The following is a 25,604-nucleotide window of genomic DNA, read 5'->3' as shown; positions in this document are numbered from 1 at the left end:
GGCTTTTTTAATTTGAAGCGATTCTAAGTCAATAAAATAAACCATGTTCCCGCTTTCCGTTTCAATCTTTTTTAATTTTTTTGTCATCCTGTCCCGAAATTTCGGGATGTCTAAAGACAAAAAAAGTAAAAAAGGATTTCCACTACAATCGGGGCTAAAAAAACAACCATAGCATTTTAATAAACTTTTAGAAGATAGTTTGTAAACCTTTCAATATCTTTGAAGTTATGAAAATAGAAGAACAAAAAGAAATAATCTCAGGCTTTAAACACCTTGAATTACTAGCTAATCAAGTCGTTGAAGGATTTATTTCCGGAATGCACAAATCACCATTTCACGGATTTTCAGCAGAATTTGCCGAACACAAAATCTATAATGTTGGCGAAAGCACAAAAAACATAGACTGGAAACTTTTTGCCAAAACAGATCGATTATACACAAAAAAATATGAAGAAGAAACCAATCTTCGTTGTCATTTGATAATTGATAATTCGTCTTCAATGCATTATCCAAAACTAAAGCCGAACGAACTTTTCTATCACAATAAAATTGGATTTTCCGTATTAGCATCAGCCGTTTTAATGAATTTATTAAAAAAACAACGAGATGCCATTGGACTAAGTATCTATTCCGACAAATACGAATATTATGCACCTGAAAAAGGAAGTGATCGCCATCATCGAATGATTTTGAACACATTAGAAAATCTTTTAGAAAATCCAAAAGAAACAAAAACTACCGATACAATAACTTTTTTACATCAAATTGCCGAAAAAATGCATCGCCGTTCGATGATTATTTTGTTTACCGATATGTTTCAAAATAATGATAAAGAAAAGTTATTCAATGCACTACAGCATTTAAAACATAACAAACACAAAGTTGTTGTCTTTCACGTTTATGATAAAAAAACCGAAATCAATTTTGAGTTTGACAATGCTCCAAGAAAATTTATTGACGTAGAATCAGGAGAACAAATAAATATTTTTTCCGAAAACATAAAAGAAGCATACGAAGAAAAAGTCAGCCAATATTTTAAAGAAATAGCAATGACATGTGCACAAAACGGAATTAAGTATGTTTCTGTAGCTGCAGAAGAAAGTTTCGAGAAAATTTTGACAACCTATTTAGTTGAAAAGCAATTATTTGGTTAAAAATTTAAAAACAAATTGATTTTTTTTATCAAAAAAGTTGCAGATGTCAAAATCCATCGTATATTTGCAACCGCAATTAAGCAAGGTTTGGTAGTTCAGTTGGTTAGAATACATGCCTGTCACGCATGGGGTCGCGGGTTCGAGTCCCGTCCAGACCGCTAAAATTGGGAAAAGGTTTTCGGAAACGAAAACCTTTTTTGCCCAAAAAAGTATTTAAGATTAGTTGTGTTGTTTCGATACGAATTTGTAACTCGTATCACGGTTTAGTAGTTAGACCAATGAAAAGCTTTCCACTTTATTGTGGATGGCTTTTTTGTTTTTATGATACTATACTTTAAGATTTTTAAATCTTTGTTGTAATCTTAAAATACTTCATCTTTCCGTCTATCGATAAGCTAATTTTAGCTATTGATTTTTTCATCAATTTTTTCTACATTAGTATTTTTAAAACTATTATGAAAACGATACAATTTTTGTGCTTCTTGTTTATTCTAACAACAAATGCTCAGGTAACACTCAGAATAACTTCACTTCCTGCCAATACACCAAATAATTCCACAATCTATCTTGCAGGAAGTGTAAATAATTGGAACGAAGCTAATCCTCAATTCATAATGCAACCTGATGGTCTTGGTGTTCTTCAAATAACAATTCCTGAGGGTAATGGGCAAGTAAGCTATAAATTTACTCGTGGTAGTTGGACTTCAGTAGAAGGAAATGCTAATGGAGGATTTTTACCAAATAGAAGTTTTACGTTTACTGGTTCTCCTCAAACTATCAATGTAACTATTCAATCTTGGGAAGATATTTCAGGCTCGGGTAGCAATAGCACGGCAGCTTCTAATGTTCAAATTTTGGATTCTAATTTTTTTATCCCTCAACTTAATAGAAATAGAAAAATTTGGCTCTATCTTCCACCAGATTATTTTACTTCCACTAAAACATATCCTGTTTTGTATATGCAAGATGGTCAAAATTTATTTGACAATGCTACTTCTTTTTCTGGTGAATGGCAAATCGACGAAACATTAAATTCTCTTCATTCTCAAGGTGATTTTGGTGCAATTGTAGTAGGAATTGAAAACGATGGCTCAAACAGATTAAACGAATATTCTCCATGGAATAATCCTAATTATGGAGGCGGAGAAGGTGAAGAATACATACAGTTCATTTCTGAAACACTAAAACCATACATTGATACTAATTTCAGAACGAAAACCCAACCGCAGTTTAATGCATTAATTGGAAGTTCTATGGGTGCTTTGATTTCCACATTTGGAGCTGTAGAATATCCTGAGTTTTTTAATAAAATTGGAAGTTTTAGTCCAGCGTATTGGTTTGCACTAAACGATTTAAACAATCACATTTCTACTACGACAAATGATGTTGATAATCTAAAGATATATTTTGTTTGTGGTCAAAATGAGTCTTCATCTATGGTATCAAATGTGAATACAATTAAAAATACTTTTCTATCTAAAGGAGTTTTAAATGGTAACCTTTTTACAAAGTTTGATTCTTATGGAACTCACACCGAAAGCTATTGGAAAGGAGAATTTTCAGCTTGTTATCAATGGCTTTTTGCTGGAGAAAATTTAGCAATAAATACATTTGATGATGCAGCTTTTCAACTATATCAAGCAGGACAAAATAAATTTTTTTGTTCAGGTTTATATCAAGATACTTCTGTTGATATTTATTCATTGACAGGACAAAAGATAGCTTCTCAAACGGTAAGCAATGGGCTTAATTTGATAAGTGAAGCACTATCGAAAGGTATTTACATTATTAAATTAAAGGATAAGGTTGTAAAATTTATCAAATAAAATTTTTAACAGCAATAAAAAGATAGAGTAACAAAAAGGAAAGACAAACCATAAACTTCATAAAAGTTGATACCAAAAAACCAATAAATGAACCTGTTGCCGCTTTTAAAGCACCATTTGTATCGCTAGAGTTATTTAGTATTTCGCCAACAAAAGCCCCAACAAATGTACCAACAATAAATCCAATTGGTGGAAAAAACAAACCAAGAATTAACCCAATGTTTGTTCCCCAAATACCATATTTTGTACCTCCAAATTTTTTAGTTCCTTTTGCTGGAATCACATAATCTAATATTGTTACAATAATTGTAATGATTAATGTAATTCCTAAAACCCAATAGTTACTTTGGATTTTTTCAGTAAAATAAAGAAGTAATAACCCAAGCCAACTTAATGGAACACCAGGTAAAACAGGTAAAAAACTTCCAATTAAACCCAAAATCATTAAAACAAAGCCAACTATTAAAAGTAAAACATCCATAGAAAGTAAATTTTAGTACATTTGAAAAATTTAAATTTTGATTTTCTTTCGATAACGAATATGAGAAAAATTATTCTATTTCTTCCTCTATCGGTGTTCTTTTTCACTTCTTGTCAACTTTTTGATAAGAAAGTGCCAAATGAAAAAGAGTTGTTAGAAAAACAAATCAATGAAATCAACTGGAAAGAAGTAGATGAATATCCATCAATAGTTGATTGTGAAAAAATCACCAATGAAGAAGAACGAAAACAATGTTTTTTTGATTTTTTGACTTCAACAATACAACAAAAATTAGATAACGATACGCTAAGAACGATGTATCCACAGCTCGATACCATCGAAGTGAAAGTTACTGTTTTTCCTAATGCGGAAGTTACTTTTGAACCACAGTTTCCTCGAGATAGTGTTGCTTATGATACTATAAAAATTGATAGTATTCTCAAAAGTAAATTAGTTGATTTTCCCAAAATTAATCCTGCTATAAAACGTGGAATTCCAGTAAAAACGCAGTTTGTTCTTCCTGTAATTTTGAAGATGGAATAATTATTTTTTAAATCTTCTTCCTTTCCAAGAATAGTTTCCAAACAAAGAATAAATTGCAACAGTAGATGCAAAAAATGGGTAAATCAAACTACTTGCTAATGGTAAAATAAATCTACCATTCAAAAGAAATTTATTTGTTTTAAATAATAGAATATAATCGATAAAGTATTTTATTAAAAAGGTTCCAAGTAAAATTTTCCAATCCATTTTTTGAATTAGAACAAACCACAAACTAAGAATTAAACTTAAGTTCATAAGCATTACAGTTATGGCTAAAAACTTTGCATATAAACTAGAGTAAGAACTCGTTTTGCTAGCCCAACGAACGCGTTGCATAAAAAGTTTAAACAAATCATTTTCTGGTTTTGTTACGACTATTGTGTCTTTAGATTTAAGGAAATGAACTTTTTCCGGAGATTTTTGTGTCGCTTTTTGAAGTAAAAAAACATCATCTCCACTTGCAATTTTATTATTTCCATTAAAACCATCGAGGTCGATAAAAAGTTGTTTTTTGTAGGTAAAATTAGCACCGTTACACATAAATGGTTTTCCAAGTCCAAAACTTCCAATAGTTGTTCCTTGCAAACTCAATAAATCCATTTGTTGAAAATGATGAAACCAATTATTTTTCGTTTTATAAATAACGGAACTTGCTATCATTTCAACATTGTTTTCTTGAATATAATTATCGATTGTAAGTAGCCAATTTTTATTTACGACACAATCAGCATCAGTAGTAATAATCCATTCATTTTTCACAATTGGAATTGCTCTTGCGATAGCGTCTTTTTTGGGAGAATTAGACAAACGAAGATTCTCTAAAAGCGTAGTATCAAATGTGTCATTCTTCATTCGCCATTGAATATAAACTCTTTCTGACTGGTCTTTAGAAAAATCATCAATCATAATTATTTCAATTAAATCGTGAGGATAATTTAATTCAGAAAATGATTCTAAAAGTTTTGAGAGATTTTTTTCTTCATTTCTGAAAGGAACAATTAGTGAGAATCTTGTTTTTGGTACCAAATTTTTATTTTCATAAACTTTGACATTGCTAAATCCAAAGAATAATCGAGCAATCGAATAGATATAAATCAATAAAACAATAAGTGAAATTATATAAATCAGTTCCATTTTGGTTTAAATTTTAGTACATAATAACTTCCGATAATCACTGGTAAAACTACGTTTAAAAACCACATCAAGGTCGAAATAAAAATTACAATCCATTCATTTACGCCAATTTTTCCAAAGAAAAACAAAGCAACACTTCCTTTTACAGCGAAATCTAAAAATTGAAAACTAGGTAAAGATGAAGCCAAGAAATAGACAACTGCTATGGTTGAAATTAACGATAAATAAGGTAAATCAACATCAAAAGCTAAGAATAAAAAATAATATTGATGAGAAAAGACTAGGTAGCGAAACAGGCCATAAACCATATTTTTTTGATGAATATGCTTAGGAATTTCTTTGATTTTGTTTAAAAGTTTTTCAATAGAATAACCTTTTATTGTGATTTTTTTTGAAAAAAAGAATAGAATATAAAGTAAAAAAGCAACAGTTAGAGTTACAATAGACCATTTCCAATATCCAATAATTGCTAATCCGAGTATTCCAAAAAGAATAGTTAAAATCATTTGAATCCCATTGCAAATCAGATTTAAAAAAATAATTTTCTTGGTCTGTTTTTTGTTGAAATACATCGCTTTTCCGGCATATTCTCCCAATCCGTTTGGGGTAAAAATTCCCGCAGTTAATGCGCCAAGAACTTGTTTTGTAGCTTCGCCAATAGTATTAGGTTTTATAAAGGAAACTAAGTTTTGCCATTTCAAAATTTCCAAAAAGCGATTAGCTACACTAAATAGTAAAATAAATAAAATACCAAAAAATGATTTTTTCCTATCGACCAATTGGCTAAATTTTTCCCAATCGAGTTGTTCATTTCTTGCTAATCGATCATATATAAAATAGAATGCAGCTACTATAATTAGAAGTTTAAAAAGAAAGACGAAATATTTATTTTTGAGAAACGCACGCATCGTGCAAAAGTAAGTTATAATTATAATTCTTTTTAAAACTCTTTACAGGTTAAATTAACATCTCTCTATCAATACTTTTGCCATTTTATTTCTATTTTTGGGAAATATTAACCACATTTATTAATAATAACTCAAAATCATGAGAAAAAAATTACTTATTATTTTGTTTTTCTTCAATTTAATTGCTTTTGCCCAAGATAATTTATCTTGGAAAAGTATAAATTCAAGAGAGATAACACCAAATAAGACTGCTGCGAGAGATAATTTCGCAAGTGAGTTTTCTTTGTACCAAGTTCCAGTAAATGATATTCAACAAAAACTGAAACAATCACCAAATAGATTGATTACAAAAATATCAAATGTTATTATATCCATTCCAAATATCAGCGGACAAATGGAGCGATTTCAAATGTTTGAATTTTCAAATTTCGATCCTCAATTGCAAGCTCAGTTTCCGGAAATTCGTTCTTACGTTGGAATTGGTCTTGATGATAAACATGCAAAAATTAGAATGAGTTCTGATCCAAGTGGAATGCAAGGAATGATTTTTAGAGCAGACAAAACAAATGAATTTTTTGAACCTTATTCAATTGATAGAACCATCTATGCGGTTTATGAGTCTAGCAGAAATAAAGGTGAATTGCCTTTTGTTTGTTCTACAGAAGATAAAGCTATTTCAAATGAATTAAATAGACAATCACAAACTTTGCAGAGATCAAGTTCAGGTGAATTATTGACATTCAGATTAGCATTATCATGTAATGGTGAATATACTCAGTTTTTCGGAGGAACGGTAGCCCAAGCTTTAGCGGCTATGAATGCAACCTTAACAAGAGTAAATGGTGTTTTTGAAAAAGATTTAGCTATACATATGGATTTAATTCCGAATAATAATGTTCTTGTTTATACAAATCCTGCAAATGATCCTTACACAACTATTGGAAATTGGAATGCACAATTACAAAGTACTTTAACGAATGTAATTGGTGAAGCAAATTATGATATTGGTCATATGTTTGGTTCAAATGGTGGTGGAGGAAGTGCTGGTTGTATAGGTTGTGTTTGTGATGATGGAATTAAAGGAAGTGGAAAAACAGCCCCAAGCAATGGAGTTCCAGCTGGAGACACATTTGATATAGATTTTGTTATTCACGAAATGGGACATCAATTAGGTGCAAATCACACCTATTCACATATTGTTGAAGGTTCAGGGGTAAATGTTGAACCAGGTTCAGGTTCAACAATTATGGGTTATGCAGGTATAACTTCAAGAGATGTTCAAGCCAATTCTAATGCCTATTTCGTTTATGCGAGTATTAAGCAAATTCAGGATAATATGATTGGAAAAACATGTCCAGTTAGAGTTAATTTATCAAACAATACACCAACAGCCAATGCAGGTTTAGATTATACCATTCCAAAAAGCACACCTTTCATATTAACTGGTCAGGCAACCGATGCTGATGGAGATGCACTTACTTATTGCTGGGAACAAAACGATTCAGCAACAACGGAAATTGGAGCACAAAGTGCTGCTTCATCAACTAAAGTTGGCGGTCCAAATTGGCGGTCATTTACGCCTACAACTTCACCTTCAAGATATTTTCCACAATTAAGTAGAGTTATTGCTAATAGTTCAACTACTTTAGGATTAGAAATTATAACTGAAGCACTTAGTTCAGTTGCTAGAACGTTAAATTTTGTGTTTACCGTAAGAGATAATTTTGCTGGCGCAGGACAAACTAATTCTGATGCAATGACTGTTACAGTTAATGGAACAGCTGGTCCGTTTACAGTAAGCAGTCCAAACACTGCCGTTTCATGGATTGTTGGTTCAAATCAAAATGTTACTTGGAATGTGGCAGGAACAACCGCAAATGGCGTGAATGCAGAATTTGTTGACATTTATCTTTCAACAAACGGAGGCAATACTTTTCCAATTTTGTTAGCTAGTAAAGTACCGAATGATGGTTCTGAAGTTGTTACAGTTCCAAATAATGTTGGAACAGCTAACAGAGTTATGATACAAGGATACAAACATATTTTTTATGATATGTCTAATACGAATTTCACAATTACTGCTCCAACTAGTGATTTTGGTGTATCTTTTAATAGATTGCCAGGAGAACAAAATAAAGATGTTTGTACAGGTTCATCAGTTAGTTATGTAATAGATTATGCAACCTATGCAGGTTTTAGCGGAAATACAACTTTTGCAGTAAGTGGAGAACCAGCTGGTTCAACGGTTACTTTTTCTCCAAGTTCTATCTCAGGAAACGGAACAGTGACAATGACAATTAGTAACTTAACTAATTCAACACCTAATTTTTACTCAATGGTGGTTACTGCAATTTCTGGTGCTACTATTAAAACAGTACCTTTTTATGCCGATTTGTTAAATTCAAATTTTGCAACTTCTGTTCTGGTATCACCAGCGAACAATGCTATTGGACAAAATGTAAATTTGAATTTAACTTGGCAAACAGATTTAAATGCAACGCAATATCAAGTACAAGTTGCAACAGATGAAAATTTTACTAACATCGTAACATCAGGAACATCTTCAACAACAAGTTTTAATGTAGCAGGATTAGCACAAGCAACGGCATATTATTGGAGGATTTCTCCAGCTAATCCAGCATGTTCAGGGGTTTTTAGTGCGCCAAATTTGTTTAAAACAGGACAAATAACGTGTACAGATTTTACTTCTGTAAATATACCTATCACAATATCTTCTGCACCAAATGTTACTGTAAATTCAACTTTAAATATTCCAACAACAGGTGTTATATCTGATGTAAATGCATCTGTTACAATTAATCATACCTATGTGAATGATATAACAGTTACACTTATCAGTCCATCTGGAACACAAGTACAGCTTTTAGCAAGACCTTGCACTGAACAACCATTAGCCAATATTAATGCTACATTTAATGATACTGGAACAGCTTTAGTTTGTGGATCTGTTAGTCCAGTAATTTCAGGAAATGTTATTCCAACGCAAACTTTATCAGCATTTAACGGACAACAAATGAGTGGTAACTGGACACTAAGAGTTTTAGACTCTATTCAAGGTGATGGAGGCGCAATAACAGGTTGGTCTTTAAATATATGTAACATAACTGCCGTTCCTTTAGGTGTAAATGATAATTCACTTCAAAATTTTGCGTTATATCCAAATCCGAATACAGGAAGTTTCACTATAAGTTTTACTTCTAATAATTCAGAAAAAGTTACTGTTGGAGTTTTCGACATTCAAGGTAGAAGTGTTTTTAACAAACAATACCAGAACAATGGTTTGTTTAATGAAAACATGCAAGTGGATAACATTCAATCAGGAGTTTATTTAGTTAAAGTTCAAAACGGAAGCAAACAGTTAACTAAGAAAATAGTAATTGAATAATTAAATAAAATTAGCGTTTCAAAAGGTCGTTTTTATAACGACCTTTTTTTATTTTTACTTAAAATTAAATCAAATTGGCAAACGAACAAATCATATTAGGAATTGATCCCGGAACAACCATCATGGGTTTTGGGTTGATAAAAGTTATAAATAAAAAAATGGAGTTCATTCAGTTGAACGAATTGATTTTGTCCAAATATGATGATCATTATACCAAGTTAAAAATAATTTTTGAACGAACAATTGAATTGATTGAAACGCATCATCCAGATGAAATTGCTATTGAAGCACCATTTTTTGGTAAAAATGTTCAATCAATGTTAAAATTGGGTCGAGCACAAGGCGTTGCTATGGCGGCAGGTTTGTCTCGTCAAATTCCTATAACAGAATACGAACCAAAAAAAATAAAAATGGCAATCACCGGAAACGGAAATGCCAGCAAAGAGCAAGTTGCCAAAATGCTACAACAACTTCTTGGGTTAAAAGAATTGCCTAAAAACCTTGATAGTACCGATGGTTTAGCTGCAGCAGTCTGTCATTTTTTCAACACAGGGAAAGTAATTGGCGAAAAAAGTTATTCAGGTTGGGATGCTTTTGTAAAACAAAATGAAGAACGAATTAAAAAATAGTTTATGTCAAATAAAACTCATTTTCTGGGCGATAATGCTATCTCTTTTCTAGATGAAGATTTTTTCAATTTTAGACATTATGCTGATAAAATTAAAACATTAATACAGTTAAATTCAAGTAATCCTAATCCATTAACAATAGGAATATATGGAAAATGGGGTGAAGGAAAAACTTCTTTTTTAAATTTAATACAAAACAGAATAGAACATTTTGAAAAAGATCAAAATGGGAAGGAGTATTTGAAGTTTAATTTTAATCCTTGGAGATATTCAGTAGAAGAAGAAATGTTGTTTGACTTTTTCGATTCATTGTCAAAGAGATTTTATGTTGAAAAAGATAATGATATTCAAGAAGTTGGTAAGTGGATTTTAAAATATAGTAAATATTTAAAAGCTGTAAAAATTTCTTCAACAGTTGGTATTCCTAAATTTTTGAATAAAACAGTTGAGTTTAGTCCCGATGAAGTTTTTAAAGCTTTGGGAGAAGATATGAAAGGAGAAAAATTAACTCTTGAAATTTTAAAGAATAAGGTTAACGATGCAATAAAAAAGGTAAATTTTAAAGTAGTAATTTTCATTGATGATGTAGATAGATTAGATAAAAATGAGATTTATACAATTTTAAAGCTAATTAAATTAAATGCAAATTTTGATCATTTCATTTTTATAATTGCACTTGATAGTGAGCATGTAGCGAAAGCAATAAAAGATAGATATGGGGACGAAATTGAAGACGGTTATCTTTTTTTAGAAAAAATTATCAATATACCTATCCATTTGCCAAGAATTGAGAATGATGATTTAAATTATTTTTTTAAAGTAAAACTTAAAACTATTTTAGACAATTTATCCTTTTTAGATGACGAAAAAAAATCTCAATTTTTAATGGATTTGAGTTCTGAAATTTCGAAAAATCAATTCAATTCACCGAGAGAGATTGTGAAAATTTTGAATAGTTTTTTTATAAGTGCATTTTCTATTGGTGAAGAAATAAATTTAAAGGATTTGTTTTGGTTAGAATTTATTAAAGTGAGAAATGAAAAATGCTATTCGTTTCTTAAAAGCTATGTTGATAATAATATTTTTAAAAATCCAAATTCAATGGTGGATTTTCAAGAAAATTTTGCGGATGATCCATATGAATTTAGAGAGAATAAATTTTCTGAATTCAATAATGTTAAAAAAATACTAGAAAGACTATTTCCAAAAAATAATGAAAATATATATAATAATATTCAAGAGATTACCATTGTTGATAAATCCTTAAGTGTGAATTCACATGAACATTATGACAAATATTTCTCTTACCACATGGAGAGAAAAATAGGAAATAGAAGTGTAAAAGAGATTGAAAAAAGCATAGTTGAAGAAAATGAAACAGGTATAACAAATATTATTGAGGAATTGTTTACTAACTCTGAAACCATTAATGAGGATAAAATAGTTTACAAAATAGTAGGGATTATTCAAGGAATTAAAGATAAAAAGCAAAGAGATTTCTTTTGTAAATATCTTTTTAAAAACATAAAATTAATTCCTGATACTAACAACAAAGAGTTTAGGATTGAGATAACTCAATTAATTGGTAAAATTTTAAATGATGATATAGATATAGAAAATATTCCTGAAAATGGAATTCCTAACAATCCAAATAAAGATATATCAGTTGAATTAGCTAATATGGCTGAACTAGAAGAATTAACAGCTTTTATTAGAGCATTTTATCAAAGCCGTAAAGTTGAATTTGGTTTAATTGATATTTATGTTAAAAAGGTAAAAATATATGTCGAAGATAATCCTTTATTCTATAAAGATCCTTTTAATTTACCTAATAAATCTATTTTTTACCATTTATCTGAGAAAGAAGATTCAGAGTTTTTGATTTCAATACTTAATAAAGATATAAAGAGTATTGAAGATGTTAGAAAATTAGTTAGAAATTTTGTTCCTTATTATAATTCTTCTTTTTTTGGGAGTATTAATAAAGAAGAATATTTAGAAATTAAAAAAAGAATTTCAATAGAGTTTATTTTGAATAAAGTTATTGAATTTGATACAAGTTATTTGGATAACCAACCTTTATTTGAAAAAGGAATTGAAAGAACTAACAAATCAACAGAAGATGAAAATTTAAGACAACTTTTGCATTGGTATTTAAAAGAAAATGAGTTAGATAATAAACTTAATAAAATACTAAATTAAATTGTCAGGAATATACATTCACATACCATTCTGCAAGCAAGCTTGTCATTACTGCGACTTTCATTTTTCAACTTCAATGAAGAAAAAAGATGAAATGGTTTTGGCATTGGCAAAAGAAATTGAATTGCGAAAAAAAGAATGTTATGAAGTAGTTGAAACCATTTATTTTGGCGGCGGAACACCAAGCATTTTAGAAATTTCAGAAATAAAATTGTTGATTGATGCAATTTATTACAATTACAATGTGGTTGAAAATCCTGAAATCACTATTGAAGCCAATCCAGATGATTTGTCTCCAAATTTGTCATTCCGTAGGATTCTTTTTGAGGAACTCAAGACAATTGGAGTAAATCGTCTTTCTATTGGAATTCAATCTTTTTTTGAAGATGATTTAAAACTGATGAATCGCGCACATAATTCGTCGGAAGCTAGAGAATGTCTAGAATTTGCAACGCAATATTTCGATAATATTTCTATCGATTTGATTTATGGAATGCCGAACATGAGCAACGAAAAGTGGTTACAAAACATCGAAACCGCTTTGTCTTTCGATATTCCACACATTTCCAGTTATGCTTTGACGGTTGAACCCAAAACAGCTTTGAAGAAATTGATAGAAATTGGAAAAATCGACGAACCAAAAGATGAAGTTGCCCAAGAACATTTTCAAATTTTAGTCGATAAACTATCTGAAAACGGATTTATTCATTACGAATTATCGAATTTTGGAAAAGAAAATTATTTTTCAAAAAACAATTCGGCGTATTGGTTAGGCAAAAAATACATTGGAATTGGACCTTCGGCACACAGTTTTAACGGAATTTCAAGAAGTTGGAATATTTCGAATAATTCAATTTATCTGAAATCAATAGCTGAAAATAAATTACCATCAGAAACGGAAATTTTATCCAAAAAAGATAGCTATAACGAATATGTTATGACGGGTTTACGAACCATTTGGGGAATTTCTTTGGATAAAATTGAAATTGAATTCGGAACGGATTATATAGACTACCTTTTAAAACAATCCGAAAAATTTATTGCAGATGATCTGCTATTTATCAATGAAAATATCTTGCGAACTACTAAAAAAGGAAAATTTCTCTCTGATGGAATAGCAAGTGACTTGTTTTTGTTAAATTTGGAATGATTATTAACCACTAAGAACACGAAGAAGACATAAAGAAACACACGCTTTGTGAGCTTAGTGAAAACCTTGTGACCTTCGTGGTTAAAAAAATGAAAGCAATAATAAATAATTTCCAAATCGACCTATCAAAACCAATTGATATTTCTATTCCAATAACCAATTCCGATAAAAATCCAATTGCGTGGTATATCGAAAAACCTGAAATTGAACCCGTAAAATTTGGTTCCGACGGTTCGGAATGGATTGGAAAAGTTTCCGAAGGAAGTTCGACCAATTTTAACAATATTTTCTTTAACCCACATGGACACGGAACACATACCGAATGTCTCGGACACATCACAAAAGAGTTTTATTCGATAAATCAATGTTTGAAACAGTTTTTCTTTACGGCGGAATTAATTTCGATTACACCAGAAAATATAAATGATGATTTAGTAATTACTAAAGAGCAAATTCAGCAGTATTTTGTCATTTCGACGAAAGAGAAATCACATAATAATTGGATTAATTCAGAAGCAATTATCATCAGAACGCTACCAAATCTTGAAGAAAAAAAACATAAAAATTATTCACATACCAATCCGCCATATCTTTCAGAAGAAGCTGCAATTTTCATCAGAGAAAAAGGAATAAAACATCTTTTGATTGATTTGCCAAGTGTTGATAGAGAAGAAGATGAAGGTAAATTATTGGCACATAAAGCATTTTGGAATGTAAAAGATGTTACTAATTTGAACGATGATGCACGATTGGATTGTACGATTACCGAAATGATTTTTGTTCCCAATGAAATTCCAGATGGAACTTATATTCTAAATATTCAAATAGCTTCGTTTGAAAATGATGCATCGCCGAGTAAACCGATTTTGTATAAAATAGACTAAAATGGACATCCAACAACTATATGAGTTTTGTCTTTCCAAAAAAGGAGTAACCGAACATTTTCCCTTTGATGAAGATACTTTAGTGTTTAAAGTAGCCGGAAAAATGTTTTGCTTAGCTTCACTAAAAGATTGGGAAAATGGAAATCCAACGGTGAATTTAAAATGTGATCCAGACTACGCTATTGAATTAAGGGAAAAATATGAAAGCGTCACGCCAGGATATCATTCCAATAAAAAGCATTGGAACACTGTTTTTGTGAACAAAGAAATTGATGATAAAAAAATCATACATTTCATCAATCACTCCTACGAATTGATTGTGGCAGGTTTACCAAAAAAACAACGAGAAGAATTTAAAAATGAGAATTAGGCATTACTTTTGTAATGAATTTTAGAAATAAAATAAAACTATGTTAGATAATTTAAAGAAAATATTAAACGAAGATCAAGATCCAAAAGCAATTGAAAAAATCACTTCAAAGTTGGATAATCTATTGATGTCCAATGAAGAAATTGGATATATTGCAGTGCAAAAAAAACCTGCCGTAACTATTTTACCTGATAGTATTGTGGTAACCAATAAGCGAATCATTCTTTGCAAACCAAAAAATCTCGGATTATCGATGGAGTTTGTTGATTATGATTGGGATGATATTGCAGCAAGTTTTGTAAAAGAAGGAATTTTGGGTGCAGAATTTACGTTTTCTACCAAATCCGATTTAACGCATACGGTAGATTATTTGCCAAAAAATCAAGCCCGAAAATTATACACTTTTGCCAAAGAGCAATTGGATTTGTTAAAAAATCCAGTTGTGAATTCACAGATTATTGACGAACCAAAAGTTGTAGAAACTCCACTAGAAATAATTGAAGAAGCAGAAGTCGTAGAAGAATTTCAACCAGAAGAGGTAACCAATTTTGCTGAAATTATTTCTGTTTCAGGTTATCGAGATGAAAAGCAATTTCCAGATGAAAAAGTAGAAATTGAAAAAGGCTTAGCCGATTTATCTCAAGACGAATTATTTGAAAAACTTCAGAACTATAAAAAACTGTTAGACAACGGATTAATTCTTCAAGGCGAATATGATAAGTTGAAAGCTGAGATTATAAAATATATGTAAAAGTATTTTTTTATAAAAATTAACCCTGTCAGAGTTCCAAACTCTGACAGGGTTTTTTCTTTGTACTTATGCGGTAAAACTACATTGATTTCTTCTGCTTTTCTACAAAACCATCAGCTTGCAGTTTCAGTAATTCGGTTGCGCCTTTTTTCTTGTAATTGTACAATTCCTTGTCATCTTTGATGTCAGCATAAACCTTATCATAGATTTCGGCATCGGTTTTTCGTTGCAATTCACTTTGATAACGATTTTGAGCGATTACGTTTTTAATTCCCATTTCGCCATCTTCTTGTTTGAAGTCATATTCACCTTTTGGCGATAATAATTTGGCAATAATTGGCGAAGTTTCTATGGCTAAAAACAACAACATAATAAAAAATGAAGGCAACCAAGGCAATTTGTTCAAAGCGTTAATTCGCGCCATCAATCCGTCGAAACCATCAATAATAGGTTGGGTTTCGGTTACTTTTTTGTCTAAATCAGCTTGTAGCGTTTTGGCTTTGGTTTCCAAATCGGCAATTTTGGTTTGATTAGCTGTTTTTAAAGCTGCCAAATCTTGCAAAGCCACATCGTGTTTTTCACGTTTTTCTTTATAAACTGGACCTTTCCCTAGTTTTTTGGTTCCAGCAGTTCCTTCAGCTTCAGTGATATAAGTCGAATATAAATCGTTTACTTCTTTTTCTTTTTTGGTAATATCGCTTTTCAAACTATCGATTTGCGCTTTGTTTTTGTCCAAATCCGATTGAAAATAATTAGCAACTTGTTTTTTATTTGCCAAAGCCATTTCGTTTTTTTCTTTTAATAAAACCGTATTGATTTCTTTTTCAAAAATTTTGATTTCCAATGGTTTTGAAATTACAACTGCAATGATAATTGCTAAAACAATACGTGGCGAAGCTTGAATAAATTCGTCTAGAAAATTATCTCTTTTTTTGATAGTCGATACGATAAATCGGTCGAGATTGAAGATTAAAAATCCCCAAACTAATCCAAAAGTAACTGCAATAAATACGTTATCAAAAACGGTAAATAAAGCATAAGAAGCAGCAATAAAAGCCATAACGGCTGTGAAGAAAACTGTAGCTCCAATTCCGGCATATTTGTTTTGCTCGCCGTTGGAACAACCGTTCACAATGTCAGTATCGACACCAGAACAAAGAAGGAAAAAACGTTTTAACATGATTGATTATTTTTTGATTAATGATGATTATACAAATATAACGCCAAAAAATATTTTTTATTGTAAGTGATTGATATTTAAACAAAAAATCCGCAACAGCTGCGGATTTTTTACATTTCAATTTCTGAGATTAATTCGCCTTTTTCATATTTTTTTATGCCGATAATTTTTCCTTTTTTATCAAAGAAAATCCAATCGCCAGTTAAATACCAATGTGTTTCGTTATTTTCTTCCACAATCATCGATTTTCCAATGGAAGTGGTTCTGCCTTTTTCATCAAAAGTTTTAATATGGCAAATATTGTCTTCGTATTTTTCAGTTTTAACTAGTTTGCAATCTTCAAAATATTTCCACATTTTGATTTCTTGACTTTGTTTGTATTTTCCTTTAGATTTGTATAAAACTCCATTTACAGTATCTTTAAAAACCCATTTTCCTTCCCGATGATGGTTTATGGTTTTATTGGTTTTACAACTTGAAAAACCAATTGTAATAAACGCAGTTAGAAAAATCAGAAGGAATTTCATTTATTCTTTGGTCATTTGAATTGGAAGAACATATTGATAACGAACAGTTTCATTTTTTACTTTCGCTGGAATCCATTTTGGAGAATTTTTCAAAACTCTAATCGCTTCTTTTTTTGTGCCTGAACCTAAGTCTTTTTTTACGTCAAAAGTTGACAAACTTCCATCTTTTTCAACAATAAAGGAAACAATCAATTTTTCTTTATTGTTGAAATTTTTAGGCATTTTAAAATTTTTGGCTACGAATTTATAAAATTCCGAAATTCCACCAGGAAAGGTTGGTATTTCTAAATCTGTTTCTTTCCCGATTGCAACTACTTCTAATTTTTCAGTTTTATTTTTTTCAATATAAGTTGGTGTTTCATCATATTTTCCAACGACAACCGTTTTTGGCTTTTCATTTTTGGCAACGGAAACAACTTCTTCCACAGAAGAAATAACTTCTGTTTTTACTGCTGATTTTTCAGTTGGTGTAATAATTTGATTTCTTCCTTCTTTAAAAATCACAATTTCATCGCCAGGATATTTATCCTTATTTTTTCCTATATTTTGTTTTTCAAAATAAGGTTGTGTATAAAACCAATATTGAAAGGGTTGAGGATGTTTTTTTGTTCGCGCGTTTTTGAGAATAACACTTACAGAATAATAAGCAAAATCTTTAGCTTTGTATTTGTTTAACTCACTGTTTGCTACATTTTTCCCATCAATCCATATTGCAAATTTTTTAGAATTTTGGAATTCTTTCAGTTCTTGTTGAGATGGTGATTTTTTTTCAAGTGGTTTTTGCATACTAAGAATTAAAGAAATTTCAATATCTTCTTTCTCTTCTTTTGAAAGTTCTTGATATTTTTTATCAAAAATTAATTTTGGATATTTTGCACCAACAGTATTTGGAGCTTTTGTTTCTTCTTCAACTAAGATTAACTTGTCATAATATTTGATTCGAACATCTTTAAAATACTCTTCTAAATTGTTTTTGTTTGTTTTTTTATTTGTTTCTGATGTAGCATAAGCAACAGTATGATTTTTTGTTTTGTAATTTTCATCAGAAACTTTTTTTTCTTGCGCTACAATTTCTACACAAAAAAAGTAAATCAGTGCTGCTAGTATTGGTAGAATTGCGATTTTTTTAAGTAAAGCCAATGTTTTTGAAGTGTTTTTGGTCATCATGATTAGTCGTTTTTTGGTTACTAAATAGTTGAGATTACTGGTTAGAAATACTTGATTGATACTGGTTTTTTGTAGCAATAAGGTTTGGTAAAACGGAACATTATCACACGATTTAACTACTTCTTCATCAGCAAGGAATTCATGGTTGAGTTGTATAGCTTTTTTGTAGAAATAAAATAACGGATTGAACCAAAAAATGGTTTTCAACGTTTCCACAAAAAGTATATCAAACGTATGTTTTTGATTTACATGAACCAATTCGTGTGTGTATAATTCATCTTCAATATTTCTGCGATTATAATCGTCAAAATTGATAAAAATGGAATTCCAAAACGTGTGTGGAAGTACTTTTTCATCCAATAAAACCAAATTGGCGTTTTGATATTTTACCGTTGGATTTGACTTGGCTTTTGATACAAGTTCTAAAATGTTTTTTCCAAAACGAATGAATAGACCAAAAGTTATTAAACCATATAAACTCCAAATGATTAAAGGTATAATCGAAGGTTCTTCTTCAATAAAAACCACTTGACTTGGAATTATTCCTTCAATCACAACGGTTTCTGAAACTTCTACAGGAATTTCTTTTATGATTTCGAAGTTTAAAAATGGAATTAGCAATGAAATTACCATCGAACTCAGAAGGTAAAATCTATTGAAGTTATGCATTTTCTCTTTTTCTAAAAGCAAATGATACGCAGCTAGAAAAATACTCAAACAAATCGATGATGATATAATAAAGTCTATCATTTTTTCTTTTTTTGAAGTTGAACATCAATAATTTTTTTAAGTTCTTCCAGTTCTTTTTCCGAAAGATTAGTTTCGGTTGTAAAAAAAGAAGCAAACTGTGATGCTGAATTGTCAAAGAAATTTTTAATCAATCCGTTCACATGTTTAGAAAAATAATCCGATTTTTTGACTAATGGATAATATTCACGTGAATTACCAAACTCGTTGTAAGCCACAAACTTTTTGTCAATCATTCGTTTCAAAAGCGTGGCAACGGTTGTTGTTGCAGGTTTAGGTTCAGGATAAGCTTCTAGCAAATCTTTCATGAAAGCTTTTTCAAGTTTCCACAAATGTTCCATTAGTTGTTCTTCAGAATTGGATAATTGCATTGCTCTATGTTTTTAGAATTAACTCTACAAATGTAGAATAAAAATTCAACTCTACAAGTGTAGAGTGTAAATTTAACATTTCTTTCCTTTTTTGTCATTTCGACGAAGGAGAAATCACATCAATATAAGCAATGATTTTGAGATTTCTCGTTCCTCGAAATGACAAGTTTATGGGAAATAAAAAATCTGCTAAATCATTTTTGATTTTGCAGATTTTTTTCTTGTGAACTTTGTGCTTTCTTAGTGTCTTCGTGGTAAAACTTATTTACTTAGTTCCACAAAATATTTATAAAACAAAGGAATAGTTTCAATTCCTTTTAAGTAATTAAATATTCCAAAATGCTCGTTTGGCGAGTGAATTGCGTCGCTGTCGAGACCAAAGCCCATCAAAATAGTTTTCGATTTCAACTCTTTTTCAAATAAAGCTACAATTGGAATACTTCCACCAGAACGAACAGGAATAGCTTGAACTCCAAAGGTTTCGGTATAAGCTTTATTAGCAGCTTGATAACCAATGCTGGCAATAGGTGTTACATAACCTTGTCCGCCATGATGAGGTTTTACTTTTACTTTCACCGATTTTGGTGCGATACTTTCGAAATGGTTTTTGAACAATTCGGTGATTTCTTCCCAATCTTGATTTGGAACTAAGCGCATGGATATTTTTGCATAAGCTTTACTTGCGATTACGGTTTTTGCACCTTCGCCAGTATAACCACCCCAAATTCCGTTTACATCAAGTGTTGGACGAATCGAATTTCTTTCATTGGTTGAATAACCTGTTTCACCATAAACATCAGCAATGTCTAATGCTTTTTTATAGTCGTCTTCACTGTACGGACGTTTTGCCATTTCAGCTCTTTCTTCAGCAGAAAGTTCTTCTACTTTATCATAAAATCCAGGAATAGTAATATGATTGTTTTCGTCGTGAAGTGATGCAATCATTTTGGTCAACACATTTATTGGATTGGCAACTGCGCCGCCATAAAGTCCAGAATGTAAATCGCGATTTGGTCCTGTAACTTCAACTTCTACATAGCTTAAACCACGTAAGCCAGTTGTGATTGACGGTTGCTGATTTGAAATCATTCCTGTGTCGGAAATTAAAATTACATCGCAGCTTAGTTTTTGTTGATTATTTTCTACAAACCAACTTAACGATTTTGAACCCACTTCTTCTTCGCCTTCAATCATGAATTTTACATTACAAGGCAAACAATTATTGGCAATCATGTATTCAAATGCTTTTACATGCATGTACATCTGACCTTTGTCATCGCATGCACCACGAGCAAAAATGGCTCCGTCAGGATGAATTTCGGTGGTTTTTATTACAGGTTCAAATGGTGGAGAAGTCCAAAGTTCCATTGGATCTGGCGGTTGAACATCATAATGCCCATAAACCAAAACAGTTGGTAAATTGGTGTCGATGATATGTTCGCCAAAAACAATTGGATAACCTGGTGTTTCACATATTTCAACAAAGTTACAACCCGCTTTTACTAAACTGGTTTTTACAGCTTCGGCAGTATTGATTACATCTTGCGAATAAGCACTGTCTGCGCTTACGGAAGGTATTTTTAATAATTCGATTAATTCAGATAGAAAACGCTCTTTATTTTCTTGAACGTATTGTTTTATGTTGTCCATTATAGTTTGTAAATTGAATAAGGTCAAATTTACTTAAAAAAAGAGTTTTAAAAAAATTGATAATACATAATTTGAAATTGATAATTATTTATATATTTGCACTCACAAAATCGAAGATTCATCGAACACAAATGAGAATTTTTAATCTAGTGAGATAATTTCGCGGATATGGTGAAATTGGTAGACATGCCAGACTTAGGATCTGGTGCCGCAAGGCGTGTAGGTTCGAGTCCTATTATCCGCACAAAAGCTCAAACGAAAGTTTGGGCTTTTTTTGTACAATAATCTTATGATTAACTTCTGTAAATAAAATCGATGTATTACCATTGATGATGTTAAAATGTATTTTGTCTTAAAAATCAGCTATTAATCGTTAAAAATTTATAATGAATTAAAGTTAAAATACTTTTGCTAATTAATAATTATCAATAATAGGATAATGAACAAACGAACGCTTATGATAACTCTATTACTAGCATTTTTTGGATGCTTACTAATTGTGCTATCTATTTTTTTCTTGTATCAAAGCAACTCAAATGCCCAAAGTGAAATAATAGAAACAAAAAAGCAATTAGAAGAAGCTAACAAAAAAATTGAAAAACTCAGTTTATCGCCAAATGATAAAGGAATTGCATTGAAGGATGTAGCCTCAAACGGTAATAAGGCTAGTTCTTTTAGTAGCATGATTGGTCATAATATTCCTTTGATTGAAATTACAGATATGAATTTATCTGATGAAGAAACATCAAAAGGAAAAGGAGCAAAATACACACATCAACTACGATTTTATATTTTTAATATTGGTAACAATTCTCTAAAAGATGTAATTGTGTCTATTAAAGATATTTATAATGATCCAAAAGATATTAGTAGAAAAAGTAGAACAATTGGACACCATGATGATGCTGGTCCTGATTTGAAAAGCCAAGAAATTGGAACCTATGAAAATTTTGAAATCAATACTTTAAATTTGAAATCAAGACGACTTATTTATGCAACTACATTGCCAAGTAGTTTTGGTGTTGCTGAATATTCTTTTAATATAGTAGTGGAGTGGAAAGGTGGTTTTTATCAGCAAGATGTAAAGATTGAAGAGTATGATGGAAAGCTAAAATATATTAACACCTATTATGATGTTAGTGGAAAAGAGTTAGATTTTTCCACATTAGAAAAGAGTATTATAAAATAAAAAAAGTCCCGAAAATTTTCGGGACTTTTTGTTGAATTATTTTTTTGAACTAATCCAGTTATTGATTTTCTTTTCTAATAATGCTAACGGCATTACTCCAGATTCTAATACATTTTGATGGAAAACTTTAATATCGAACTTGTCTTTCATTTCTGTTTCCGCTTTTTTGCGAAGTTCAATAATTTTCAACTGTCCAATTTTATAGGACAAAGCTTGTCCAGGAATTGCCATATAACGTTCAATTTCAGCAATAATGCTGGCTTCGCTTTCGGCTTCGTTTTCTAATGAATATTTGATGGCTTGTTCGCGTGTCCAACCTTTATTATGCAAACCTGTATCTACAACCAATCGGATAGCACGATGCATTTCGCTACCTAACATCCCAAAATATTGATATGGATCGTTATATAAACCTAATTCTTTGCCAAGACTTTCGGTATATAAAGCCCAACCTTCGCCATAAGCACCAAACCAATTGAATTTTCTAAAATCAGGTAAATCGGGATTTTCTTGTTGTAGTGAAATTTGGAAATGATGACCTGGAATGGCTTCGTGCAAAAACAAATCTTCATCGGCATAGTAGTTGTAATTTTTTACATCTGGAATTGGAACATAAAAAGTTCCTGGACGTGAACCATCGGCAGCACCTTGCATATATTCTGCACTTGCTGTATTTTCTCTAAAAGCTTCTGTTCTTTTAATTTGGAAAGGCGTTTTTGGTTGTAATGAAAAAAGTTTATCCACATTCGGTTTGATGATTTTGTGGTATTTTTCAAAATTAGCAATTACTTCTTCTGGATTTTTGAACGGTTTTAGTTCGGGTTTATTTCTAACATGATTAAAAAACTCAGTAATTGTTCCTTTGAAACCAACTTGGGTTTTCACTTTTTCCATTTCAGAGCGCAATCTTGCTACTTCTTTTAAGCCTAATTCATGAATTTCTTCAGGTGTTTTAGTCGTAGTTGTCCATTGTTTTACCAGAGATTGATACAATTCTTTTCCACCATTCAAACTGCCAATTCCACTTGTTTCTCTACATTTTGGAATGTATTCTTCATTCAAAAATTGAACTATTTTTTGAAACTGAGGAACTAATTTTTCAGTAATTGTTGAAGCGTATTTTTTTGATAAATTATCCTTTTGTTCTTGAGTAAATTCAGTTGGAAATTTTTTACAGCTGGAATAAAAAAGATTATCCTCAACTTTTGGAGTAATTAACGATTGAAACTGAGGAACAATTTTTATTGCTAAAGCTTTTGGTAAAACCACATTTTGGTTTATTCCTTTTTTCATATAAACAATAGCAGAATCAATCCAAACAGTATATAAATCCATGCGTTTATGAAACTTTTCATAATCGTCAACGGTTTTGAATGGTTGCGCACTTTCCGCACTAGCAAGTTGCCCTAGTGTTAAATGCGTTCCTTCAAATTGGTTTATTGGCATTAAATTTCCGTTTTTTTCTAGTAGGGAAATACCAACTTCAGCTTCCCATTTGATAATGTCGTAACTATTCTTTTCTTCATCTGAAAGATTTTCGAAATCAATATTTTTTAATTCAGTTAAGTATTTTTCAAAAAAAGCTTTCTTTTTTGAGCGATACGAATCCGTCATTTCAAAAACTAATTTGTCGTTTTGTTCGTTTTGACCATTGAAAGTAGCATCCAAAGGATTTAGTTCGTTTTTTTCTTTGAAGTAAGTTGCCGTTATTGTTTTAAAATCTTGAACTTTTTCTTCCGATTTACAGTTTACAAAAAGCAATGAAATTAAAATCAGTGCTAGAAACGAATGTAAGTTTTTCATATTATATTGGTTTAGTTAAAGTAAAACTATAGTTTTTTAATGAAATCACAAGTTAATAGAATGATAAATTATCCGTGATAAACTCTAGAGAATATAATTTTTCCTTCTTTAATTTCTAGAACTTCAGCCACGAGCATTTCGGGTTCGTTATCGACTGTTCGTGTATATTCCATAAAAACCCGATCTGAATTTGAAGTTAGCGAAGTTACTTTATAGTGTAAACTTGGTAATCTATTAAATGCATCTTTCCACCAAGTTCGCAATGCTTCTTTTCCAATAACTAAACCATTGGTTTCTGGATGGCGAATTTTTAATTTTGGGCTGAAATGTTGTGCTTCATCATCATAAAGTGATAAAAGTTTTTCTAGATTGTGAGCATTAAACGCTTCAAACCAAAGATGTGCAATGGATAAATTTTTTTCTGTTGACATAGTTTAGTTATGTAAAAAATCCTCTTGTTTTATCTAACTAGAGGATTTTAATTGGGTAAATGTAGTATTTTTTAAACGTTTTTCAAATTGATAATTTCTTGTTCAGTAAGAAAACGCCAATTGCCACGAGGTAAATTCTTTTTGGTTAAACCAGCAAAAGCAACACGATCAATTTTTATAACATCGTATTTGAAACTTTCAAAAATGGCGCGTACAACTTTTACGTTAGGTGTTCTAAGTTTTAATCCAATTTCGGTTTTTGGTTCGCTTTCGATATAGCTGATTTCGTCAACATATAGTTTGTGACCATCAAGTGTTACTCCATTTGATATTTTTTCTAAATCTTCAAATTTTAAATTCTTATCTAAAGAAACTTGATATATTTTCGGCGATTTTTGATTAGGCAAACTGAATTTTCTAATCATGTCTGTATCATTAGTGAAAACCAAAAGGCCAGTGGTGTTTTTATCCATTCGTCCGATGGGTTGAATTTTAGCTTTGGTTGCAGCACGAACTAATTCTAAAACGTTTCTATAATCATCGTTATCTTCGTTAGAAGTGGTGAAGTTTTTTGGTTTGTTGAGTAAAATATATTCTTTTCTTTCTGGAGTTAAAACAGAACCGTCAAAATTTACTTCATCACCAGGTTTTACTTTATAACCCATTTCGGTAATTACTTGTCCATTCACTTTTACATTGCCTGATTGAATATAAATATCAGCATCACGACGAGAACAAACTCCAGAGTTTGAAATGTATTTATTCAAACGAATGTCATCCGATTTTAATGGTTTTGGTGTATTATTACTAGCTGGTTTTGGAGCTCTTTTTGGAGCTGAAGCATCAGTTGTTGTTGGTTTTACTTTTTTTGGACCTTGGGCGCGTTTTGCCATTGCAGGTTTTGGCTTGTTAGAGCTTGGTCGCGAACTATTTGGTCGTGAACTAGTTTTCTTATTATTGCCTTCCTTCTTATTCATAAATTTTATTATTTCTGCAAAGATACGTATTTCAGATGCTTATATTGTATAATTAAGTGCTATGGTTTAAATTTTAGCCCCGATTGAAGTGTAAATCCTCGAAGAGATTGAAACGGAAAGCGGG

The 25,604-nt window shown here is 30.9% G+C and carries 22 protein-coding genes and 2 tRNA genes; 13 read left to right on the top strand and 11 right to left on the bottom strand.

Features of this window, described 5'->3' with window-relative positions; genetic code table 11:
* The first annotated feature begins 227 nt into the window (after positions 1–227).
* The 3 genes from BC748_RS09300 (at position 228) to BC748_RS09290 (ending at position 2,980) form a co-directional block, all read left to right on the top strand.
* Positions 228–1,154 carry a DUF58 domain-containing protein gene (locus BC748_RS09300; RefSeq protein WP_133533216.1) on the top strand — a complete coding sequence of 309 codons (927 nt, stop codon included), beginning with the start codon at positions 228–230 and terminating at the stop codon, positions 1,152–1,154.
* Positions 1,155–1,238: 84 nt separating this feature from the next.
* A tRNA-Asp gene (locus tag BC748_RS09295) sits at positions 1,239–1,312 on the top strand.
* Positions 1,313–1,609: 297 nt separating this feature from the next.
* Entirely contained in the window at positions 1,610–2,980 is a 1,371-nt protein-coding gene (locus tag BC748_RS09290; protein ID WP_133533215.1) for an alpha/beta hydrolase-fold protein, read from the top strand.
* Here BC748_RS09290 and BC748_RS09285 read toward each other — a convergent pair.
* Positions 2,973–3,461 (bottom strand): DUF456 domain-containing protein, encoded by a 489-nt coding sequence (locus BC748_RS09285; protein WP_133533214.1) that lies wholly within the window; start codon positions 3,459–3,461, stop codon positions 2,973–2,975. The genes BC748_RS09290 and BC748_RS09285 overlap by 8 nt on opposite strands.
* 60 nt (positions 3,462–3,521) lie before the next feature.
* Here BC748_RS09285 and BC748_RS09280 point away from each other — a divergent pair, with 60 nt between their 5' ends.
* Positions 3,522–4,004 (top strand): hypothetical protein, encoded by a 483-nt coding sequence (locus tag BC748_RS09280; RefSeq protein WP_133533213.1) that lies wholly within the window; start codon positions 3,522–3,524, stop codon positions 4,002–4,004.
* Here the strand turns inward: BC748_RS09280 and BC748_RS09275 are convergent, their stop codons facing one another.
* The gene (locus tag BC748_RS09275; RefSeq protein ID WP_133533212.1) at positions 4,005–5,138 is read right to left on the bottom strand and encodes a glycosyltransferase family 2 protein; all 1,134 of its coding nucleotides are present in this window, start codon (positions 5,136–5,138) and stop codon (positions 4,005–4,007) included.
* On the bottom strand, positions 5,129–6,046 hold the full coding sequence (locus tag BC748_RS09270) for a hypothetical protein (protein WP_133533211.1): 918 nt from the start codon (positions 6,044–6,046) through the stop codon (positions 5,129–5,131). Before BC748_RS09270 ends, BC748_RS09275 begins: the two co-directional genes overlap by 10 nt.
* A 139-nt stretch (positions 6,047–6,185) precedes the next feature.
* On the opposite strand from BC748_RS09270, the gene BC748_RS09265 reads away from it, so the two are divergent.
* The 7 genes from BC748_RS09265 to BC748_RS09235 all read left to right on the top strand — a co-directional run bounded on the left by BC748_RS09265 (position 6,186) and on the right by BC748_RS09235 (position 15,438).
* Positions 6,186–9,452 carry a zinc-dependent metalloprotease gene (locus tag BC748_RS09265; RefSeq protein WP_133533210.1) on the top strand — a complete coding sequence of 1,089 codons (3,267 nt, stop codon included), beginning with the start codon at positions 6,186–6,188 and terminating at the stop codon, positions 9,450–9,452.
* 74 nt (positions 9,453–9,526) lie between these two features.
* Positions 9,527–10,081 (top strand): crossover junction endodeoxyribonuclease RuvC, encoded by a 555-nt coding sequence (ruvC, locus tag BC748_RS09260; protein WP_133533209.1) that lies wholly within the window; start codon positions 9,527–9,529, stop codon positions 10,079–10,081.
* A gap of 3 nt (positions 10,082–10,084) precedes the next feature.
* Complete coding sequence (locus BC748_RS09255) at positions 10,085–12,283, top strand: KAP family P-loop NTPase fold protein (RefSeq protein WP_133533208.1); 2,199 nt, start codon at positions 10,085–10,087, stop codon at positions 12,281–12,283.
* Position 12,284: 1 nt separating this feature from the next.
* Positions 12,285–13,433 carry a radical SAM family heme chaperone HemW gene (gene hemW / locus BC748_RS09250; RefSeq protein ID WP_133533207.1) on the top strand — a complete coding sequence of 383 codons (1,149 nt, stop codon included), beginning with the start codon at positions 12,285–12,287 and terminating at the stop codon, positions 13,431–13,433.
* An 89-nt stretch (positions 13,434–13,522) separates the two neighbouring features.
* Positions 13,523–14,317 (top strand): cyclase family protein, encoded by a 795-nt coding sequence (locus BC748_RS09245; RefSeq protein ID WP_133533206.1) that lies wholly within the window; start codon positions 13,523–13,525, stop codon positions 14,315–14,317.
* 1 nt (position 14,318) lies between these two features.
* Positions 14,319–14,687: an MmcQ/YjbR family DNA-binding protein gene (locus tag BC748_RS09240; RefSeq protein ID WP_133533205.1), complete on the top strand. Its 369-nt coding sequence runs from the start codon at positions 14,319–14,321 to the stop codon at positions 14,685–14,687.
* 40 nt (positions 14,688–14,727) lie between these two features.
* Positions 14,728–15,438, top strand: a complete 711-nt coding sequence (locus BC748_RS09235) for a PH domain-containing protein (protein WP_133533204.1) — start codon at positions 14,728–14,730, stop codon at positions 15,436–15,438.
* Between the two features lie 79 nt (positions 15,439–15,517).
* Here BC748_RS09235 and BC748_RS09230 read toward each other — a convergent pair whose 3' ends face one another.
* From BC748_RS09230 to BC748_RS09210, 5 genes are all read right to left on the bottom strand, one after another.
* The gene (locus BC748_RS09230; RefSeq protein ID WP_133533203.1) at positions 15,518–16,618 is read right to left on the bottom strand and encodes a DUF4407 domain-containing protein; all 1,101 of its coding nucleotides are present in this window, start codon (positions 16,616–16,618) and stop codon (positions 15,518–15,520) included.
* A 110-nt stretch (positions 16,619–16,728) separates the two neighbouring features.
* A complete protein-coding gene (locus tag BC748_RS09225; RefSeq protein ID WP_133533202.1) occupies positions 16,729–17,145 on the bottom strand; it encodes a hypothetical protein in 417 nt (138 codons plus the stop codon).
* The gene (locus BC748_RS09220) at positions 17,146–19,062 is read right to left on the bottom strand and encodes a M56 family metallopeptidase (RefSeq protein ID WP_133533201.1); all 1,917 of its coding nucleotides are present in this window, start codon (positions 19,060–19,062) and stop codon (positions 17,146–17,148) included.
* Positions 19,059–19,430, bottom strand: a complete 372-nt coding sequence (locus BC748_RS09215; RefSeq protein WP_133533200.1) for a BlaI/MecI/CopY family transcriptional regulator — start codon at positions 19,428–19,430, stop codon at positions 19,059–19,061. The genes BC748_RS09220 and BC748_RS09215 overlap by 4 nt, the downstream gene beginning before the upstream one ends.
* A gap of 261 nt (positions 19,431–19,691) precedes the next feature.
* On the bottom strand, positions 19,692–21,080 hold the full coding sequence (locus BC748_RS09210; RefSeq protein ID WP_133533199.1) for a dipeptidase: 1,389 nt from the start codon (positions 21,078–21,080) through the stop codon (positions 19,692–19,694).
* A gap of 162 nt (positions 21,081–21,242) precedes the next feature.
* Here BC748_RS09210 and BC748_RS09205 point away from each other — a divergent pair.
* Positions 21,243–21,324: transfer RNA gene (locus BC748_RS09205), tRNA-Leu, on the top strand.
* A gap of 213 nt (positions 21,325–21,537) precedes the next feature.
* Positions 21,538–22,269 (top strand): hypothetical protein, encoded by a 732-nt coding sequence (locus tag BC748_RS09200; RefSeq protein WP_133533198.1) that lies wholly within the window; start codon positions 21,538–21,540, stop codon positions 22,267–22,269.
* Between the two features lie 36 nt (positions 22,270–22,305).
* On the opposite strand, the gene BC748_RS09195 is transcribed toward BC748_RS09200, so the two are convergent.
* The 3 genes from BC748_RS09195 to BC748_RS09185 all read right to left on the bottom strand — a co-directional run bounded on the left by BC748_RS09195 (position 22,306) and on the right by BC748_RS09185 (position 25,480).
* The gene (locus BC748_RS09195) at positions 22,306–24,072 is read right to left on the bottom strand and encodes a DUF885 domain-containing protein (RefSeq protein ID WP_133533197.1); all 1,767 of its coding nucleotides are present in this window, start codon (positions 24,070–24,072) and stop codon (positions 22,306–22,308) included.
* Positions 24,073–24,140: 68 nt separating this feature from the next.
* Positions 24,141–24,503: a nuclear transport factor 2 family protein gene (locus tag BC748_RS09190; RefSeq protein ID WP_133533196.1), complete on the bottom strand. Its 363-nt coding sequence runs from the start codon at positions 24,501–24,503 to the stop codon at positions 24,141–24,143.
* A gap of 71 nt (positions 24,504–24,574) precedes the next feature.
* Positions 24,575–25,480, bottom strand: coding sequence for a pseudouridine synthase (locus BC748_RS09185; RefSeq protein ID WP_133533195.1), 906 nt, complete (start codon positions 25,478–25,480; stop codon positions 24,575–24,577).
* Positions 25,481–25,604 lie beyond the last annotated feature (124 nt).

Source organism: Flavobacterium dankookense (assembly GCF_004362665.1).
Classification (GTDB): Bacteria; Bacteroidota; Bacteroidia; order Flavobacteriales; family Flavobacteriaceae; genus Flavobacterium; species Flavobacterium dankookense.
The sequence above is the reverse complement of the archived record's forward strand: the minus strand, read 5'-3'. Positions and strand labels throughout refer to the sequence as shown.

Excerpts from the sequence above, each read along its gene's own strand:
- BC748_RS09300 (WP_133533216.1), top strand. The coding sequence starts at position 228 with ATGAAAATAGAAGAACAAAAAGAAATAATCTCAGGCTTTAAACACCTT.
- BC748_RS09290 (WP_133533215.1), top strand. The coding sequence starts at position 1,610 with ATGAAAACGATACAATTTTTGTGCTTCTTGTTTATTCTAACAACAAAT.
- BC748_RS09285 (WP_133533214.1), bottom strand. The coding sequence starts at position 3,461 with ATGGATGTTTTACTTTTAATAGTTGGCTTTGTTTTAATGATTTTGGGT.
- BC748_RS09280 (WP_133533213.1), top strand. The coding sequence starts at position 3,522 with ATGAGAAAAATTATTCTATTTCTTCCTCTATCGGTGTTCTTTTTCACT.
- BC748_RS09275 (WP_133533212.1), bottom strand. The coding sequence starts at position 5,138 with ATGGAACTGATTTATATAATTTCACTTATTGTTTTATTGATTTATATC.
- BC748_RS09270 (WP_133533211.1), bottom strand. The coding sequence starts at position 6,046 with ATGCGTGCGTTTCTCAAAAATAAATATTTCGTCTTTCTTTTTAAACTT.
- BC748_RS09265 (WP_133533210.1), top strand. The coding sequence starts at position 6,186 with ATGAGAAAAAAATTACTTATTATTTTGTTTTTCTTCAATTTAATTGCT.
- BC748_RS09255 (WP_133533208.1), top strand. The coding sequence starts at position 10,085 with ATGTCAAATAAAACTCATTTTCTGGGCGATAATGCTATCTCTTTTCTA.
- BC748_RS09245 (WP_133533206.1), top strand. The coding sequence starts at position 13,523 with ATGAAAGCAATAATAAATAATTTCCAAATCGACCTATCAAAACCAATT.
- BC748_RS09240 (WP_133533205.1), top strand. The coding sequence starts at position 14,319 with ATGGACATCCAACAACTATATGAGTTTTGTCTTTCCAAAAAAGGAGTA.
- BC748_RS09235 (WP_133533204.1), top strand. The coding sequence starts at position 14,728 with ATGTTAGATAATTTAAAGAAAATATTAAACGAAGATCAAGATCCAAAA.
- BC748_RS09230 (WP_133533203.1), bottom strand. The coding sequence starts at position 16,618 with ATGTTAAAACGTTTTTTCCTTCTTTGTTCTGGTGTCGATACTGACATT.
- BC748_RS09225 (WP_133533202.1), bottom strand. The coding sequence starts at position 17,145 with ATGAAATTCCTTCTGATTTTTCTAACTGCGTTTATTACAATTGGTTTT.
- BC748_RS09220 (WP_133533201.1), bottom strand. The coding sequence starts at position 19,062 with ATGATAGACTTTATTATATCATCATCGATTTGTTTGAGTATTTTTCTA.
- BC748_RS09215 (WP_133533200.1), bottom strand. The coding sequence starts at position 19,430 with ATGCAATTATCCAATTCTGAAGAACAACTAATGGAACATTTGTGGAAA.
- BC748_RS09210 (WP_133533199.1), bottom strand. The coding sequence starts at position 21,080 with ATGGACAACATAAAACAATACGTTCAAGAAAATAAAGAGCGTTTTCTA.
- BC748_RS09200 (WP_133533198.1), top strand. The coding sequence starts at position 21,538 with ATGATAACTCTATTACTAGCATTTTTTGGATGCTTACTAATTGTGCTA.
- BC748_RS09195 (WP_133533197.1), bottom strand. The coding sequence starts at position 24,072 with ATGAAAAACTTACATTCGTTTCTAGCACTGATTTTAATTTCATTGCTT.
- BC748_RS09190 (WP_133533196.1), bottom strand. The coding sequence starts at position 24,503 with ATGTCAACAGAAAAAAATTTATCCATTGCACATCTTTGGTTTGAAGCG.
- BC748_RS09185 (WP_133533195.1), bottom strand. The coding sequence starts at position 25,480 with ATGAATAAGAAGGAAGGCAATAATAAGAAAACTAGTTCACGACCAAAT.